The 17153-nt window shown below is 49.6% G+C and carries 13 protein-coding genes; 7 read left to right on the plus strand and 6 right to left on the minus strand.

What is annotated here, in order from left to right; all coding sequences use genetic code 11:
- Window positions 1-4: 4 nt before the first annotated feature.
- The 4 genes from BUA12_RS05580 to glnA all read left to right on the plus strand — a co-directional run bounded on the left by BUA12_RS05580 (window position 5) and on the right by glnA (window position 6433).
- Window positions 5-1351 (plus strand): sodium-dependent transporter, encoded by a 1347-nt coding sequence (locus tag BUA12_RS05580; RefSeq protein WP_245772759.1) that lies wholly within the window; start codon window positions 5-7, stop codon window positions 1349-1351.
- Window positions 1352-1476: 125 nt separating this feature from the next.
- Entirely contained in the window at window positions 1477-4566 is a 3090-nt protein-coding gene (locus BUA12_RS05585; protein WP_072709261.1) for an efflux RND transporter permease subunit, read from the plus strand.
- Window positions 4567-4744: 178 nt separating this feature from the next.
- Complete coding sequence (locus BUA12_RS05590; protein ID WP_072709263.1) at window positions 4745-5074, plus strand: MerR family transcriptional regulator; 330 nt, start codon at window positions 4745-4747, stop codon at window positions 5072-5074.
- Between the two features lie 21 nt (window positions 5075-5095).
- Window positions 5096-6433, plus strand: coding sequence for a type I glutamate--ammonia ligase (glnA, locus tag BUA12_RS05595; protein ID WP_072709265.1), 1338 nt, complete (start codon window positions 5096-5098; stop codon window positions 6431-6433).
- A 19-nt stretch (window positions 6434-6452) separates the two neighbouring features.
- Here the strand turns inward: glnA and BUA12_RS05600 are convergent, their stop codons facing one another.
- Genes BUA12_RS05600 through BUA12_RS05610 form a run of 3 tightly spaced genes read right to left on the minus strand, consistent with a single transcriptional unit; the run spans window position 6453 to window position 9786 of the window.
- Window positions 6453-7643: a hypothetical protein gene (locus BUA12_RS05600; protein ID WP_072709267.1), complete on the minus strand. Its 1191-nt coding sequence runs from the start codon at window positions 7641-7643 to the stop codon at window positions 6453-6455.
- Window positions 7640-8839, minus strand: coding sequence for a DUF58 domain-containing protein (locus BUA12_RS05605; RefSeq protein WP_072709269.1), 1200 nt, complete (start codon window positions 8837-8839; stop codon window positions 7640-7642). Before BUA12_RS05605 ends, BUA12_RS05600 begins: the two co-directional genes overlap by 4 nt.
- Window positions 8836-9786 (minus strand): AAA family ATPase, encoded by a 951-nt coding sequence (locus BUA12_RS05610; RefSeq protein ID WP_072709271.1) that lies wholly within the window; start codon window positions 9784-9786, stop codon window positions 8836-8838. The genes BUA12_RS05605 and BUA12_RS05610 overlap by 4 nt, the downstream gene beginning before the upstream one ends.
- A gap of 153 nt (window positions 9787-9939) precedes the next feature.
- Between BUA12_RS05610 and BUA12_RS05615 the strand changes: the two genes are divergently transcribed.
- Window positions 9940-11034, plus strand: a complete 1095-nt coding sequence (locus BUA12_RS05615) for an HAD family hydrolase (RefSeq protein ID WP_072709273.1) — start codon at window positions 9940-9942, stop codon at window positions 11032-11034.
- Between the two features lie 174 nt (window positions 11035-11208).
- On the opposite strand, the gene serA is transcribed toward BUA12_RS05615, so the two are convergent.
- The 3 genes from serA to BUA12_RS05630 all read right to left on the minus strand — a co-directional run bounded on the left by serA (window position 11209) and on the right by BUA12_RS05630 (window position 15065).
- Window positions 11209-12801, minus strand: coding sequence for a phosphoglycerate dehydrogenase (gene serA, locus BUA12_RS05620; RefSeq protein ID WP_072709275.1), 1593 nt, complete (start codon window positions 12799-12801; stop codon window positions 11209-11211).
- Entirely contained in the window at window positions 12791-13927 is a 1137-nt protein-coding gene (locus BUA12_RS05625) for a pyridoxal-phosphate-dependent aminotransferase family protein (protein ID WP_072709507.1), read from the minus strand. Before BUA12_RS05625 ends, serA begins: the two co-directional genes overlap by 11 nt.
- 82 nt (window positions 13928-14009) lie before the next feature.
- Window positions 14010-15065, minus strand: coding sequence for an AAA family ATPase (locus BUA12_RS05630; protein ID WP_072709277.1), 1056 nt, complete (start codon window positions 15063-15065; stop codon window positions 14010-14012).
- A 189-nt stretch (window positions 15066-15254) separates the two neighbouring features.
- Here BUA12_RS05630 and BUA12_RS05635 point away from each other — a divergent pair, with 189 nt between their 5' ends.
- Window positions 15255-16061, plus strand: a complete 807-nt coding sequence (locus BUA12_RS05635; protein WP_245772760.1) for a DUF368 domain-containing protein — start codon at window positions 15255-15257, stop codon at window positions 16059-16061.
- A 12-nt stretch (window positions 16062-16073) separates the two neighbouring features.
- The gene (locus tag BUA12_RS05640) at window positions 16074-17129 is read left to right on the plus strand and encodes a GTPase domain-containing protein (RefSeq protein WP_072709282.1); all 1056 of its coding nucleotides are present in this window, start codon (window positions 16074-16076) and stop codon (window positions 17127-17129) included.
- Window positions 17130-17153 lie beyond the last annotated feature (24 nt).

The following is a 17153-nucleotide window of genomic DNA, read 5'->3' on the forward strand; positions in this document are numbered from 1 at the left end:
AGACTTGGAAAAATCTCAATGGGGTTCTAAAATCGGGTTCATACTTGCTGCGGCTGGCTCGGCGATCGGTCTGGGCGCGCTGTGGCGCTTTCCCTATATGACCGCAGAGCATGGCGGCGGTGCATTTCTTCTTATCTTCTTATTATTCACCCTTGTCGTCGGTCTCCCGCTTTTATTATCGGAATTCGTCATCGGACGGGCAGGCGGCAGGAACCCGATCGAAGGCTTTGAATATCTCGGAGGGAAAAGATGGTATCGTGTATTCGGCTGGAGCGGGAACATAGCGGTCATCCTTCTCCTGTCGTTCTACAGTGTCATCGGCGGCTGGATTTTGCTGTATCTTGTGGTCGCTTTCATCAATACTGTGGGCCTGCTGCCCATTACCGATTATGGTGATATGTTCGGCAGGGTCGTCACCAATCCATTATATGTCATCCTTGGGCAGGGCACATTTTTACTGCTGACCGTCCTGATAGTCTCCCAGGGTGTCCAAAGAGGTCTGGAACGTGCTTCGAAAATCATGATGCCTTTATTGTTCATACTGTTTGTGGTCATCATCATCCGTTCCCTGACATTGCCGAACGCGATGGAGGGCGTGGACTTTTTCCTGAGGCCTTCGTTTGAGAACATCAATTCAGAAGCGGTGCTTTATGCGCTCGGACAATCTTTCTTTGCTTTGAGCATCGGTGCGACGACGATGATCACTTATGCCTCATACCTTGATAAGTCGCATAATCTGGCCCAGTCGGCGCTCTATATCGTCCTGATGAATGTCGTGATTTCAGTGATGGCAGGACTTGCGATATTCCCGGCCATCGCCTCGTTTGAAATGGAGAATGTATTCGGTCCGGGTCTGATATTCATCGTGCTGCCGCAGGTTTTCAGTGAGATTGCCCTTGGGAATGTATTTTATATATTATTCCTCCTCGCATTCCTTTTTGCCACACTCACATCCGCAATTTCGATGATTGAAATCAATGTGGCCAACGCGATCAAAGGCAATGAAGACAGAAGGAAAATGATGGCTTATGTCTTCGGGCTCATCGTGTTCGTCATCGGAATCCCTTCAGCACTATCGGAAGGTGTACTGAATGATGTGCAGTTCTTTGCTGGGACGATTTTCGACAATGTGGATTTCCTCGTCTCGAACATCATGCTGCCGTTCAACGCACTCGTGTCGTCGGTCTTCGTCGGTTATATCCTCGAATACTCGACGGTTAAAAACCAGGTCGGCGTCGTTCAGGACAGTAGGATGTACACTTTCTTCAGAGGCTGGATCTTACTGTTGAAGTTCGTGCTGCCGGTCATCATCATACTGGTGTTCGTTTCGAATCTGCTGGGCTTCTTTTAAATCAACAGGCGCCGGTCCTTCATGGCCGGCGTCTTTTTATTACAGTCTTTAGTAAAATCACTCTAAAGGTGTTAAAATAAAGTGTGATGCAGGTAGTGGTTACAAGGGTGAATGGGGGAGAAGTCATGATAAAGTTTTCAATCAGACGGCCGGTGTTGACGATGGTGACAATGCTGCTGGTCATAGTGCTCGGAGCAGTGTCTCTTGTGAACATACCGCTTAAATTAATACCGGACATCAGTCCGCCGATCGGTGTTGTCGTGGCTACATATGATCAGGCGGGGCCTGAAGAAGTGAATGACCAGGTCACAATACCGATTGAAGACAGTTTATCGACGACCACCGGACTGGATACGATTTCCTCGACTGCCCAGGAAGGATCGAGCCTGACGCTGCTCCAGTTCGGGTGGGCGACGGATATTGACGACGTGGAAGGTGAAATCAGTCAGGGGCTCGACAATGTACAGCTTCCGGACGGTGCGGGGGATCCGCGGTTCATGAAGTTCGATCCATCGCAGCTCCCCATCATCCAGATGTCTCTCAGCAGTGATATGGACGAACTTGAATTCCAGGGGCTTGTCGAGGAGCTGAGTGATGAACTGGAACGGATTGAAGGTGTGGCGAGCGTCGATGCTGAAGGGCTGACGACGGAGACGATTGAAATACGGCTGGAGCCGGATGGGATGGATGATTACCAGCTGGATATGAACACCCTCCAGCAGATGCTCATTTCGAGTGATGTTTCAATGCCTGGCACGACCATTAGTGACGGGACAGAATCCATCACCACGCGTATTCAGGCGCAGATGCAGTCGATCGGAGACCTGGAGGCATTTCCGGTCACCATCGATCCGGCAGAGGGCGACACAATCACCCTGGGGGACATCAGCACCATCGAACGGGTGAGCGACAGCGGGGAGACGATTTCAAGGACGAACCAAAGTCCGTCCCTGCTGATCAACGTACTGGAAGAATCCAACGGGAACACTTCACAAGTGTCGGGCGATTTTCTGGATGTCCTTGAAACGACACTGGAAGAACCGAGATTTGAAGGAATCGAAGCAGATGTGTTATTCGACCAGGGGGACTACATTAATCGTTCGATCCAGGATATAGCGACTGCCCTGATCCTCGGGGCCGTATTTGCAATGGTGGTTTTATTCCTCTTCCTGAGGAATGTAAGAAGTCCCATCATCATCGGCATCGCGATACCCTATTCGGTCATATTTACATTCGTGCTGATGTATTTCTCGGACTTCACGCTGAATCTGCTGACTATGGGCGGCCTTGCGCTCGGCGTAGGGATGCTCGTCGACAACAGTATTGTGGTGATTGAAAACATCAACAGGCATCTCGGTCTCGGGAAGACACCGAAAGAGGCGGCGCATGAAGGCGCGAAGGAAGTGGCCGCTGCAATCACGGCCTCGACTTTCACCACGATTGCCGTCTTCCTGCCGGTGTTGTTCATCGAGGGCATCATCGGCCAGATTTTCACCCAGTTCTCATTGACTGTCGCATTCAGTTTATTGGCATCTCTGATCGTGGCACTCACTGTAGTCCCGATGTTTGCAAGCAAGTTCATGAAGAAGGCGGACACTTCCATGGAAGAGCGGAGGCGGGGCAGCATATATAACCGTGTGATCCGGAGGATGCTTAAATTCTCCCTGAGATTCCGACTTGTGACATTTCTGATCGTCGGTGTCCTGGTGGCACTCGGGATTTTCGGGATTTACCGCACCGGTATGATTTTCCTGCCTGAAACGGATGAGAGCTTCTTTTCAGCGAATATAGATATGACGGCGGGGACCAACCTGGAAACGACGGAAGCAGCACTTGCCGAGATGGAGGAGTATCTGCTCGGCATTGAAGAGATAGAAGTGTTCCTCGCCATGGCAGGCGCGTCTGAGATGGGGGGGATCGGCGGCGGCAGTGACGCTTCACAGGGGTCGATCTATGTGACGACCGCTCCCATGGATGAACGCGAACGCTCGACCAATGAGGTGGCGGATGAAGTGAACACCGAACTGCAGGCCATCGCGGAGAGTTATGTCGGCGATGCAGAGCTCAGCATCATGACCACCACTTCGACGGGCACCGATTCCACCGTCCTGACATTCGACCTGATGAACAGCAGTGAACAGGACCTGGATGCGGATGAAGAAAAAATCACCGAGGCGCTCCGTGGGATGGAAGCCGTTGAAAGGGTGTCCAATGATACGACAGAAACGATAGATGAGCTTGCGATCACACTGGATGAGGAGGCACTGTTTGAAAATGGCTTGACTGCTTCCGAAGTGGCGCAGACCTTCAACGATCTGACGACCGGCATGGATGTCTTCCTGATTCTGGATGAAAGTACCGAAGAATACCTGTTGGTGCGCATGACACTGCCGGAAGAGGAAGTGGATTCCGAGGAAGCACTGGGTGATATTGTGATATCACGGACGGAGGATGGGGGAGCTGTGACCCTCGATGAAGTGGCAACGATCGACAGGCAGCCTGCACCGTCCTCGGTCCAGAGGATCAATGGCCAGCATGCATATCAATATGAGCTGGAACTGGAAGCGGACGCCAATCTTTCGGACGCGGTGACGGAGATGCAGGCCCTCATTGAGGATCTGGATTTGACGCCTGGAAGCAATCTGTCATTCACGGGGGACCAGGAACTGATCGAAGACTCGATCATGGATATGATCATGGCCATGGTACTTGCCGTGGTGCTCGTCTTCCTTGTGATGGCAGCGCAGTTCGAATCATTCAAATATCCGTTCGTGATCATGTTCACGATTCCGCTCTCATCGGTGGGCGTCATGCTTGCATTATGGCTGACGAATATCCCGCTCAGTGTACCGATTTTCATAGGCATGCTTGTGCTGATCGGCATCGTTGTGAACAATGGGATCGTCCTTGTCGACTTCATCAACCAGCTGAGGGGAAGAGGGATGAATGCCTATGAAGCGATTACGGAAGCTGTCGATATACGCACGAGACCGATCCTCATGACCGCATTCACGACAATGCTCGGGCTTGTGCCGATAGCGATTGGACTCGGAGAAGGATCTGAAATCAACCAGCCGATGGGCATCAGTGTCATCGGCGGACTGCTTGCGAGTACACTTCTCACACTCATCATCGTCCCCGTGGTCTACTCACTATTTACAAAAGAGACGCTGACGATGAACCGTAAGAAGAACAGGGGCAAATTCAAACGATGACGAACAAAAGGGAAAACCACCTGCTTTCCGCATGGAAAGCAGGTGGTTTTTCTTATATCAAAATTCATGTAGGATGGGAGTTTTTCCTATATAATCATAGTGATGTAAGATAATCTTACATCGATTTTGAGTTTGGAAAAAAATGTGATATTATTTTCCCATAGTTGGAGTGGTGATCATGGACAATGATAAAAGTCGAAGAAATGCACCCGTATTCCCGATGTCATCGGCAATGAAACTGACCGACCTGACTGCCCGTCAGATTCGTCATTATGAATCCGCCGGGCTGATTGCACCGTCAAGAAGCGAAGGGAATCACCGTTTGTTCTCTATGAATGATTTTGAAAAACTGCTCACCATCAAAATACTGATGGAAAAGGGTTTCACCATGAAGCGGATCGGGGAGATTCTCGACAAAGATGAAAGCCACCCGGCTGATGAAATACTGAATCACAGGGAACTTAACAGAGCACTGCCAAACCGCGGAGATTTATCAAGATTTTTTTAAAAAATCAAGGAGAGTGAATGGATGAAGAACAATTATACGAGGGAAGACCTCAAACGCATTGTCGAAAACGAGAACGTCAGATACATCAGGCTGCAGTTTACGGATATACTCGGTACGATCAAAAACGTCGAAGTGCCGGTAAGCCAGCTCGATAAAGCGCTTGACGGGGAAATGATGTTCGATGGCTCCTCGATCGAAGGCTTTGTAAGAATCGAAGAGTCCGACATGTACCTGAAGCCTGACATCAATACATGGTCCATCTTTCCGTGGACGGCAGGCAAAGGAAAAGTCGCCAGACTGATCTGTGATATTTACACAGTGGAAGGTGAGCCTTTTGAAGGTGACCCGCGCTCTAATTTAAAGCGTGTGCTGAAGGAAATGGAAGAGATGGGATACACTTCATTCAATCTGGGTCCCGAGCCGGAATTCTTTTTATTTAAACTGGATGAAAATGGTCACCCGACCAGGGAACTGAATGACCAGGGTGGTTACTTTGATCTAGCACCGACTGATTTGGGTGAGAATTGCAGGCGCGATATCGTGCTTGAGCTCGAGGATATGGGTTTTGAAATCGAAGCATCCCACCACGAAGTGGCACAGGGTCAGCATGAGATTGATTTCAAGTACGAGGACGCCATCAGTGCGTGCGACAATATCCAGACGTTCAAACTGATCGTCAAGACGGTCGCAAGGAAGCATAATCTGCATGCGACATTCATGCCGAAGCCGCTTTACGGCATCAACGGCAGCGGCATGCACTTTAATGTTTCACTATTCAGGGGCGAAGAGAATGCGTTCTATGATGAAAACGACAGCTTCGGACTGAGCGGGGAAATGCGCCATTTCATGGGCGGCCTCCTGAAGCACGCAAGAGGGTTCACGGCAGTATGCAATCCGATTGTGAATTCGTATAAACGTCTGGTGCCTGGGTATGAGGCACCGAGCTACATCGCATGGAGCGGTAAGAACCGTTCGCCGCTTTTGAGGATCCCTTCGTCAAGAAAAATGTCGACCAGAGCGGAAATCCGCTCTGTGGACCCGGCCGCCAATCCTTATTTGGCTCTGGCCGTCATTTTGAAGGCGGGGCTAGACGGCATCAAAAATAAAATCGATCTGCCCGAGCCGGTCAATGTGAACCTTTATGAGATGACCAGGGATGAAAGGGAAGCGCTTGGTGTCAATGACCTGCCGTCCACTTTATACACGGCATTGAAGGCATTGAGTGAAGACGAAGTGGTCCAGGATGCGCTTGGGCCCCATATCATGAGACAGTTCCACAGCAATAAGAGTGTGGAGTGGGATATGTACCGCGCACAAGTTTCTGAATGGGAAGTCGACCAGTATCTGAATCAGTATTAATAAGAAAAAGCCTGAGGAATCAGGCTTTTTTATTTAGGATATTTTTAAACGCCTTGATGTAGGATTTCAGGTTTTCGAGTTCATCTTTGGTCAGTTTCTTATCCTTATAGCGCATCTCCTGATAATGCTCAAGCTTAGAGACGGAAGTGTGCTCATGGAGGGAGAGGCGCCTGAACCACTGCTCGATCGTTTCGTCCGCATACCTTCCATGCCCTTTTGAAGCGGCCCACTTTTCAAAGTCAAAATACAACCTGCGGGCTTTGCAGGCCGGCGCTTTTTTGGGGATCGGGACGCTGACTGGTGTATGATCTACCGTATTGTGCTTCCTATTGTCCTGAACCTGTTCGCGCACTGCGGGGTCGCGCTGCCTGAAGTATGACCATATTGCGAAAATGACTCCAATCACCACCAGAGCCAGGACGATCGCACCAAACGGTATGCCGAGCGCCCGGTCCGTCTCCGATATCACTTCCTCGGGCGACTGGTGACCGTTCAGCTGTGTTTCGTCTTCCTGGAATATATCTTCTGGATAATCCAGTTCCACACTTTCAAGAAAATCAAAAAATGGCCTCAGCATGAACACCATCGCATTCAAGAGGAAGATGACCGCATAGCTCAAAGTGAAGACTGCGAGTCTGTAAACCTGGGTCATCGCGACCCCCAGCACAATGAACATCAGTATGAAGGATGAGACCAGCCTGATATAGAGGCGCCCGCCATATCCGCTGTCCATGGCGAGTGTGAGTATTTTTCCACTGAAATAACCTGTCAGAGCTATAATGTATATGAGGTTGAACGCACCGAAGTGCGAAGTGACTTCCGGCGTGGAAACCAGAGTGATGATGATCAGCCATATCAGGCCTGCGACGAGGGACTGGGGTGCCAGGTTGTCATTCAGGGTGTAGAGCAGCTGTTCCAGGCGCCAGACGGGCAGAGTGCTTATAAGAAGTGCCGACAGGAAGTAATCCCCTGCCAAAAGTGTAACGGTCAATGTGGCGGGCACCAAAATATAGACGTACTTCACCGGCAGCCACCGGGCAATCAGATGAGCGGCCAAGTACTGCAGCACTGTGACGGTGAGGAAAAATGACACGTGATTCCGGTCACCGGCCATATTATGAATGTTCAAAAACAGGTAGAACGACAGTAAAAATGTCATTTCAACGAGGAAGGCATGCAGAAATGCAGCATGATACTTGAGCCGGCTCATTTCACCGCCTCCCCGGTGCTGTATTCGAAAGGTGTGAGGCCATGGGCATCCAGCTGATATATCATTGTCCCTTTCTCGACGTAATATCTCAATTCAGCCATGATGAGATCATCTGTTTTCCCTGTGAAGATGATGTGTGTCGGTATTTTTTCCGACTGCTTTACGAACTTCAGGAAACGGTCGAAGCTGATCGTGTAAGTGACGGTCTTTATTCTGGCGAGCGATTCCAGCGCACGACGGTAATGCAGCTTCCCGGAACTCTCATCCAGGGTGAAGAACTGATGGCGGTCGAAGGTGCGCATGTTGGCCATCACTTTAAATGGTATCTCCTCTTCTGTAATCTTTCCGAAGAGGAAGGCGAGCTTTTCAAAAATGACTTCAATATTGGCAGGGGGTGCGAATGATTTGTCCGAACGCAGATTGATCAGAAAAAGCCATGATGTGTGCGTCGTCTTTTCGTATTCCCGGGTCATCAGTTCACCGCTTCTTGCACTCAGCTTCCAGTGCACGTCCCTCAGGCTGTCTGTATTCCTGTAAGGCCTGCTACCGCTTGTGAGGAGCGGGTCATGGAAAAATGTATTCTTCTCCCTGTAGGTCCCCTGCTCGACTTTCGTCTTGAGCGGCCGGTTATGAAGTGCATGACGGTCGGGATATATCAGTATTTCATGATTGGCTGTACCGACCTGTTCGAGTTTGAGGTGGCCGAAACCGAACATGCGCGGTAGGGTGATTTTTGTGTTGATGATCTTACTGGTACCTCTGTTTTTCGCTTTGAACGGAACTTCTATCACTGTGGATTTCCCGGGAAATACTGAAAATGAATATGATGTCTCTGTGACGTTCCTGATTTTCAGTGCCTGATCATTATAAAAAGCGATATCGTCACCCGCCGTGATATCTATGTCTGCAGACAACACGGGCAGACGGCCGCGCTGGGTGACCTTCAGTTGAAGCACATCCTCCTGACCCTTATATTTCCTGAGCTCCCCCGGCAGCACTTCCACCGTAAGGTGTTTCGCAATATTCTTCTCATAATAGAAGTTCAGCAGTGCCGCAGCGATGACGACTCCGATGATGAGCTGGAGCCAGCCGTTCAATTGAGCTGTATATAATAAATCGAATATGACGATGACAGCGATTATGAAGAAGAGGGCCGCCTCAATTTTTGAATCGCTGTGGAGTGTCCTGTACTTCATCTTTCAACCCCGTATTCCACCGGCACTTCCGTGGTGGTGAGAATGCGGTCTATGACTTCTTTTTCGGAAGTCAGCGTCATGCCCTCTATATTCAGTACGATGCGGTGTGCCATCACATACGGTGCGATATATTTCACGTCATCCGGTGTGACATAATCCCTGCCGCCGACCAGTGCTGCGCCGATTGCCGCCTGCATCAGCGCAATCGCCCCGCGGGGTGAGACACCCAGAGCGATGTGTTCATGCGCCCTTGTCCGGTGGACAAGGTTGAGGATGTAATCTTTGACCGTCCGGTTGATATGGACCCCTCTCGCTTCCTCCTGTATCTCCTTAACGATATCAAGTGATAAAACCTGATCGATGGATTCGCGCAATTCCATATCCGTGTGCATATCGAGCATCATGCGTTCATTTTCAAAGGAAGGGTAACCAAGGTCGATCTTCATGAAAAAACGGTCCATCTGCGCTTCAGGCAGGTCGAAAGTACCCTGTTTTGATTCGATTGGATTCTGGGTCGCCAGCACGATGAAAGGGGATTCCAGCGTATGGGTGACACCGTCGATCGTGACCTGCCTCTCTTCCATCACTTCAAGGAGTGCCGACTGTGTCCTCGGTGTGGCACGATTGATTTCATCAGCCAGCAGAATGTTCGTGCGGACCGGGCCGTGCCTCAGTTCAAATTCCTTCGTCTTCGGATTGTAGATGTTCATCCCCGTGATATCCGTCGGCAGGACATCCGGTGTGAACTGTATCCTCGAAAAACCCCCGCCGAGCACATTTGATATGGATTTTGAGAGCACGGTCTTACCGGTGCCCGGGACGCTTTCAAATAAGATGTGCCCTTTCTGTATGATGCTGATGAAAATGAGGTCGATCACTTCTTCCTGACCGACGATCACTTTACCTATTTCCTTCTTCAAATTATTTAAATGGCTGGTCACAGACATGCCGATTCCCCTTTATTTGTAAATTCAGTTAATATTATATCAGACCTGCTATCGAAATGGAGGGATGATCGGGATAGTGTTCGACATTTCGGTATGAATATGAGAAACTTTAATTAATCATAGACGAAAAACCGCTTTGAAGGAGGCCCCATTATGTCCGTTGTAATTTTTGATGTTGACGGAGTATTTTTAAGTGAGGAAAGATGTTTTGATGTATCTGCATTATCTGTGCATGAACTGCTTTTCAACCCCCGGTATTTGAATCTGACCCAGGAAAAGTTCAAAACATCCTATACAGATGAGGAAATCGCAGAAATCAGAAGTAAAATCTTTTTGGATGATGAAATTTTAAGCCGCTATAAAGAGCTGGGGTTGAACTCGAACTGGGATATGCTTTATATCACCTTTTCGGTCATATATATCAATTTACTTAAAGATTCCGGCATAAATATAAGTAATGTGGATCTCAATGACTTGTACAGTGTCGGCGAGATGCTGGGTGATGTCGAGCCTGATTACGGAAAAGTGCTGGAATTCCTGGATGGCGATGAGTACACGAAAGAGACCATTTACGAAGGTCTGGTCAACTATGCCACCTCTTTGAAATTTCTGAATGAAAAAGACGACTTCAGGACCAACAGCACATTATGGCTGCTCGGCCAGCATGTGTATCAGGAATGGTACCTGGGCAGCGAGCGGATGAAGGACAGTGAGCTGCCGATTGAAGGTGACAAGGAGGGGTTCCTCCACCAGGAAGAATGGCTTGCACCGGTCGATGAACTTGAGGCGATGCTTCAAAACCTGCTCGACCAGGATCTCACCATCGGCATCGCGACCGGGCGGTCGAGGGAGGAGACCCTGATTCCTTTCGAAGCGGCAGGGTTGTTGAAGTACTTTAATGATGAAAGAATATCCACAGCCTCCGAAGTCAAGGAGGCGGAAGCTGTTGAAGGCGTGGAACGCCAGCTTTCAAAGCCGCATCCGTACAGTTATTTATGGACGCTGTATGCGCAGGATGAGAACCATTTCGAAGAAGCTGTGAAAGGTGAGAATAACTCCGATGAAAAAGTGTATGTCGTCGGCGATTCCGTAGCCGATTTCTTCTGCGCAGAGAAGATGGAAGTCGAGTTCATAGGCACACTGACCGGCCTTACCGGTGATGACATCATCCCGACCTTCACCGGACTCGGGGTCGAGCGTGACAACCTCGTCCCGGATGTGCTTGCTGTTGAGGAAATGGTCAAATAAAAACAGTTCTTAAACCGGAAACTCCTGAGGTGCCGCCTCCTAAGTTCACAGATGAAATAAAAAATCTGTAACTTAGGAGTTTTTTTGGCCTGAAGAGCAGTTTCTCCACCTGTCCTCCCGGAACGCAAAAAAAGGAAGTTCACCGAGGAACTCCCTTTTCCATATTCGTGATCATTAAATTTGAAGATCCACCTGCTTGAGGTCTTTGAAGCCTTCTATCACACTGAGTTCTTCCAGTGCTTCTTCGCTTACGCGTGAGTCGAGTGATAGCGATAACAGCGCCGCGCCGCCTTCGTTGGAACGGCCGAGCTGCATGCTTGCGATATTCACCTGATGTTTGCCGAGGATCATACCCATATCGCCGATGATGCCCGGACGGTCGATGTGATTGATGACAAGGATATGCTGGGTCGGTTTGATGTCGACCTGATAGTCGTCCAGCTTGACGATACGCTCGCCGTATCCGTCGAGGACGCTGGCGCCGAGCACAAGATGCTCATCAGCATTGGTCAGCTCGACTTCCAGATAGTTGTTGTATCCTTTCGTCTTTCCTTTTTTCTCGACTTTATATGTGACGTCCTGCTCCTGAAGGAAATAAAGCGCATTGATGATATTGACGCTTTCACCGAAATGCGGGCGGAGCAGGTTCGCTATGAATGAACGGGTCAGCATGCTTGTATCATCCACGGCAATATCACCGTGATATTTCAAGCGGATTTCATTCGGCGGCTTATTCATCAGCTGGATGCCGACGGAGCCCATATGGCTTGCGATATTGATGTATGGCTGAAGCTCTTTATTGATGTTCTCACTCATGCGCGGTGCATTGACAGCATGGACGATTGTGTTATTTTCGAGAATCTGGATGATTTCCCGGGAAACACTGACCGCGACTTTCTCCTGAGCTTCTATCGTAGAGGCGCCCAGGTGCGGTGTCACGATGACGGAAGGGTGGGACAGCAGCTCCATATTGGTCGGCGGCTCCTCTTCGAACACATCCAGTGCCGCACCTCCGATCCTTTCCTCTTTCAGTGCGTCAATCAGATCAGCTTCATCAATGATGCCTCCCCGCGCCACATTGACGAGCCTCAGGCCGGGCTTGCATTTTTCAAAGAACGACTTGCCGACGATGCCTTTGGTCTGCGGGGTGAGCGGTGTATGCACGGTGACGAAATCCGCCACCCCGGCAATTTCATCCACTTCAAGTTTCTCGATTCCCGATTCTTTCGCCTTTTCATCGGATAAGTATGGGTCGAATGCAACAACCTTCATGCCGAAGATCTGGGCACGGCGTGCGACACCGAAGCCGATTTTACCGACCCCGATGATGCCGAGTGTTTTGCCGTAGAGCTCCACACCCTTGTGTGCACCGCGGTTCCATGTGCCTTCGGATAGTTCTTTATGGGCTTCCGGAATATCACGCGATAACGAGAGCATCATTGCCATCGTATGTTCAGTCGCGGAGATGGTGTTGCCATCCGGTGCATTGATGACGATGACGCCGAATTTGGTGGCCGCATCGATATCTATGTTATCCACGCCGACACCGGCGCGGGCGATCACTTTCAGCATCCGTCCGTGCTGGATGACGTTCTCTGTAATTTTTGTCTGGCTGCGTACGACGATGGCATGGTAATCATAAATGATTTCTATGATTTCATCTTCTGTAAGGCCGGTATTGATGTCGACCTGATAATTCGGGTGATCGATGAGTTCCTTGATGCCGTCTTCACTCACCGGATCCAGGACTAAAACCTTATAAGTCATTGAAAAATACCTCCTGAGCTTTTGTGATCGCTTTTCCATAATAATTCTTTTGCCTATGCTTTGAGACGATGCCTTCCAGTGCGCTGAGCACGAGGATGACGTCGGCAGGGAACATGTAGCCCATATGACCGATGCGGAGAATCTGCCCTTTCAAGTGTTTCTGTCCGCCGGCTATCGTTATTCCGAAGTTATTCTTGAGTTCGTCTTTGATGATCGAAAGCTCGTCGGAACTGGATTTGAACGCCGTAACGGTAGGTGATGCATATTGCTCCTCCACCAATAGTTCGAAATCCAGTGCTTCTAGGCCGGCCCGCAGCATGTCCCTCATCCTGCCATGTCTTTCAAATACATTTTCAAGGCCTTCCTCCGCAATCGAATCCAATACAGCTTCAAGTCCCTGGATCAGTGAGACCGCAGGAGTGAAAGGTGTGGTGTCTTTATCCAATGAATCGAAATACTGGTTCAAATCCAGATAAAACCTCGGAATATCATTGTCCCGGCCTTTCTGGCGCGCATTCTGATTCATGGCGACGAATGCGAGACCGGGGGGGAGCATCAGGGCTTTCTGGCTGCCTGATATCAGACAATCTATCTTCGACTCTTCCATATTGAATTTCATGCCGCCGACACTGCTGACGCCGTCGACGATGAACAACGCATCTGTGTCATAATCTTTCACGATTTTCCCGAGTTCCGTCACGGGGTGCAGTACTGCCGTGGATGTTTCGCATGCCTGTGAAACGACGACTTTCACATTGTCCAGCTGACTCAGAAACTTTTTGAAATCGTCAGGATCAGCCGCTTCCCCCCATTCGACTTCATAAGTGTGGACATTATAAGGATAGGTTTTGGCGATGGCTTCGAAACGTGCCCCGAAAGCACCGCTCACGATGACGACAACGCTTTCATCTGGTGCAGTCAGGTTGACCATTGCCGCTTCAAGGGAACTCGTTCCGCTGGAGGAGAGGATGGCCACCTCATCTTTCGTACCAAAAACATCTTTGATCTTCGGTTTAATGCGGCGCATCAATTCCGTAAAGTCGCCGGACCTGTGCCCGATCATGCCTTCTGCCATGCGCTGGTTCACTTTTTCCGGAATCGGGGTGGGGCCGGGTGTCATAAGCATTTTCTTATACAAACTGAATTCCTCCTGTGTTTTTTACTAACTTCCATAATATCGCAATTTTAAGAAAATATAAAATGATTTTTCAATTATCTTTACCTTCCGCGAGCATTCCGTCGACCAGTGAATGGGCTTCAAAGTAGATGTCCCTGTACGAATCCCCTTTCAATTCATGTGAAACAGAGCGGAGGCCGTTGTCCCGTATCTCCTTCTTCAACGCCTGGTAGAGCACATCGCCATGATGATCGCCTGCTGCCGGCGGAAGCAGTAAGATCAGGGCCCAGTTCTGCAGTTGAATGTAATAATCGAATACATCATAGAGTCTCTTCGAGGATTCATTCGAATCGGACAGCTGGGTCATCACCTTGGCTGTCATGACATCGGTGTCCGCAAAGAAGACTTTCCGTGTTGCAGGAGAGTGGATGTTCTTACGGTTGATGTCGAACTGGCCGATGCCGATGGCGTGATAGTCCTTGGCATCCAGCTCATCTTCATTCACCTGGTGCGCTTTCAAATATTCCTTTTTATATTCGATGGAATAGCTCGTCGAATAGCGGCGCGCGAGATCCTTCACAAGCATGGATTTACCCGTACCTGGTGCTCCGAGGATCAGCACATTCTCTACAAAGAAACGGCGGAAGGGGCGGGTCACGTAATCCCAGTTGATCAGTGCCGCCTCACGGATATTCGTCCCGCTGATCCTGAGCACCTGCCTGTCCACAAGGATGACATCAGTTGAAACACTGCGCCATTGAGCTGAATAAAAATCTTTGAGCGGTGCCATATACTCTTCTTCCCCGACGTAAAACGTGAGTTTTCCAAAATCTTTCACATGGTCCGGTGTGTGCTTTTGAATCAGGTCGGCCATCATCCCAAGCCACGAAGTCCAGCCTTCCGGATAGCGGGGGATATCGGTCTCATCCAGCTTCAGTACGGTGACATTCTCATCTCCGGCACACAGCTGCCGCATTGCCTTCACCCGATGGTTCAAACTCATGTCATACTCATCTCCGCGATCGCCTGCATAACCGCTGACGATGACAAGCGCGTGGTCGTTTTCCCTCTTGGCACGGATGATCTGTTCGAAATGGCCCACATGGCATGGCGCAAATGTCCCGAAATAAACGCCCAATTTTTTCATATGTACAACTCCCACTTATTAATAATGACTTCTTGCCCCCATTATACGCCTAATTTCTAAAAAATTGAGGTCGATTATGCTACAATCATTTTATATATGGAAGCAGTAAAAACATCATGAAGTAATTTCGTGAGTGAATGGCGGGGCAGTGAAATGTTTAAATGGACGAATCTATTCAGGGGATTTTTAATGGGGATATGTGAAATCATCCCCGGCATCAGCAGCGGGACGATGGCACTTCTTTTAGGTATATATGATCAATTCCTCGGTGCAATCAGCCGTATCGTATCAAAGCATTTCAAAAAGGCGGTGCTTTATCTGCTGCCGCTGGTCATCGGCATGGGCATCGCCATACTCACGATGTCTTCCCTGATGGATTATCTATTGACCGAACACATGGTGCCGACCCACTGGTTCTTCATCGGCATGGTGCTCGGCGTCGTTCCCATGATGTTCGGCATTTCGAATTACAGGGTGGAGTTCAGGCCGGCGCATTACCTGGTGATTGGGCTGGTGACCATCCTTTTATACTGGATGTCTACAGTCAACGAGAGCGGGGCCCCGGCAGACACCATCGATATTTCGATGCTCACATTGACCCTCCTGTTTTTCAGCGGCATGCTTGCCTCTTCAGTCATGCTCCTGCCGGGCATCTCGGGATCCCTCGTACTGCTCATCATTGGTGCGTATCCCATCATCATGCGGGCCATCAGTGAATTCACTTCACTCAACTTCGGAGTGGCCCCGTTACTCATTGCGACGGGGCTTGGCATCGTATCGGGCCTGCTCCTGGCGAGCAGGGGGATTCAATTCCTGCTCAGGAATTACACATACCTCACTTATGCGGCCATCATCGGACTCCTGTTCGGCTCGGTGTTCCCGCTCTATCCCGGGTTTCCTGACACGCCGGGCACATGGATTGCTTCAATTGTTTCATTGGCTGCCGGATTGTCAATAAGTACGTATATGGGCAGTAAAAATAAAGAAACTATATGATGAGGTGACACGATGACACATCAACATCCGCTGGTCGGGGAATTTTTCGGCTACATCAGAGGAACGATCGATTACCGTATTGCGGTCGCAGGGCAGGTGGATGCGGGAAAAAGTGCGCTGATCAATGCGCTGACCGGTGAGCAATCCCACATATCGACCGAAACCGATGCAACAAGGGACGTCACAGGGTATCTTTATGGTGAACACAGTGAACTGCTGGACTTCCCGGGGGTCGGTACGAAAGAATTCACACCTGGAGAGTACAAGAAACTCTTGAAGAAACACAAGGTGAAACATGTCCTCTACGTATTCTCTTCGAAGATTAGGGAAGCGGATGAAAATGTGATCCGTTTCCTGGCTAAAAAGAACATCGGAATCACCTTCGTTTACAGCAAACTGGACGCACTCATCGACGTATCGGGCGCTCATGACCGCGAACTGCTGAAGCGGGAGAAGAATGCAGAGCTTCATGTCACCTTCAAGAAAATCATCAGAGATCCTCTCAAGTATCATTTCATCAGTGTGAAGGATGGGACAGGCATTGATGAATTGAAAGAAGAAATCGATGCATATTTCAATTCGAAGGATGAGGCATTCAGGAAAAGGGCCGGGGACACGAAGTACTTCGACAAATTCCTGAGTAAAAAGAGCAATGCGCTCGGTGCCAGGCTGCTCACGCCGGGATTTAAGGATCTGATATTGAGCAGGGAATTCAAAGCGATCGAACAGAAGACGACAGGGCATTTCCATATTGATGAAAGTGACGCGGCGTTCGTCGGTGTGCCGATGCCCCGTGTCATCGATTTCGTCAACGAGGCGAAGGAGACGGGCAAAGCGGCGGGCAATTACAGGAAGATGATCGGCCCGCTCACGACTCTGATATCCACCGTGCTCAAAGTGAGGAAGCTGAATGTCATCACATTCATCCTCTCGACTTTCGGGGAAGCGGGTGTGAGGACGATCTATCCCGTGCTGAAAGGTGTTTTTGAATATGTCCGTGCGATGAACGATATGGCGGGGGATGTACTGGAAAAACGCTTGAAGGAGCATGGAAATGATCACCGCTAAACACTTTCTTATTTAAGGGGATTA

This window comes from Lacicoccus alkaliphilus DSM 16010 (assembly GCF_900142805.1).
Classification (GTDB): Bacteria; Bacillota; Bacilli; order Staphylococcales; family Salinicoccaceae; genus Lacicoccus; species Lacicoccus alkaliphilus.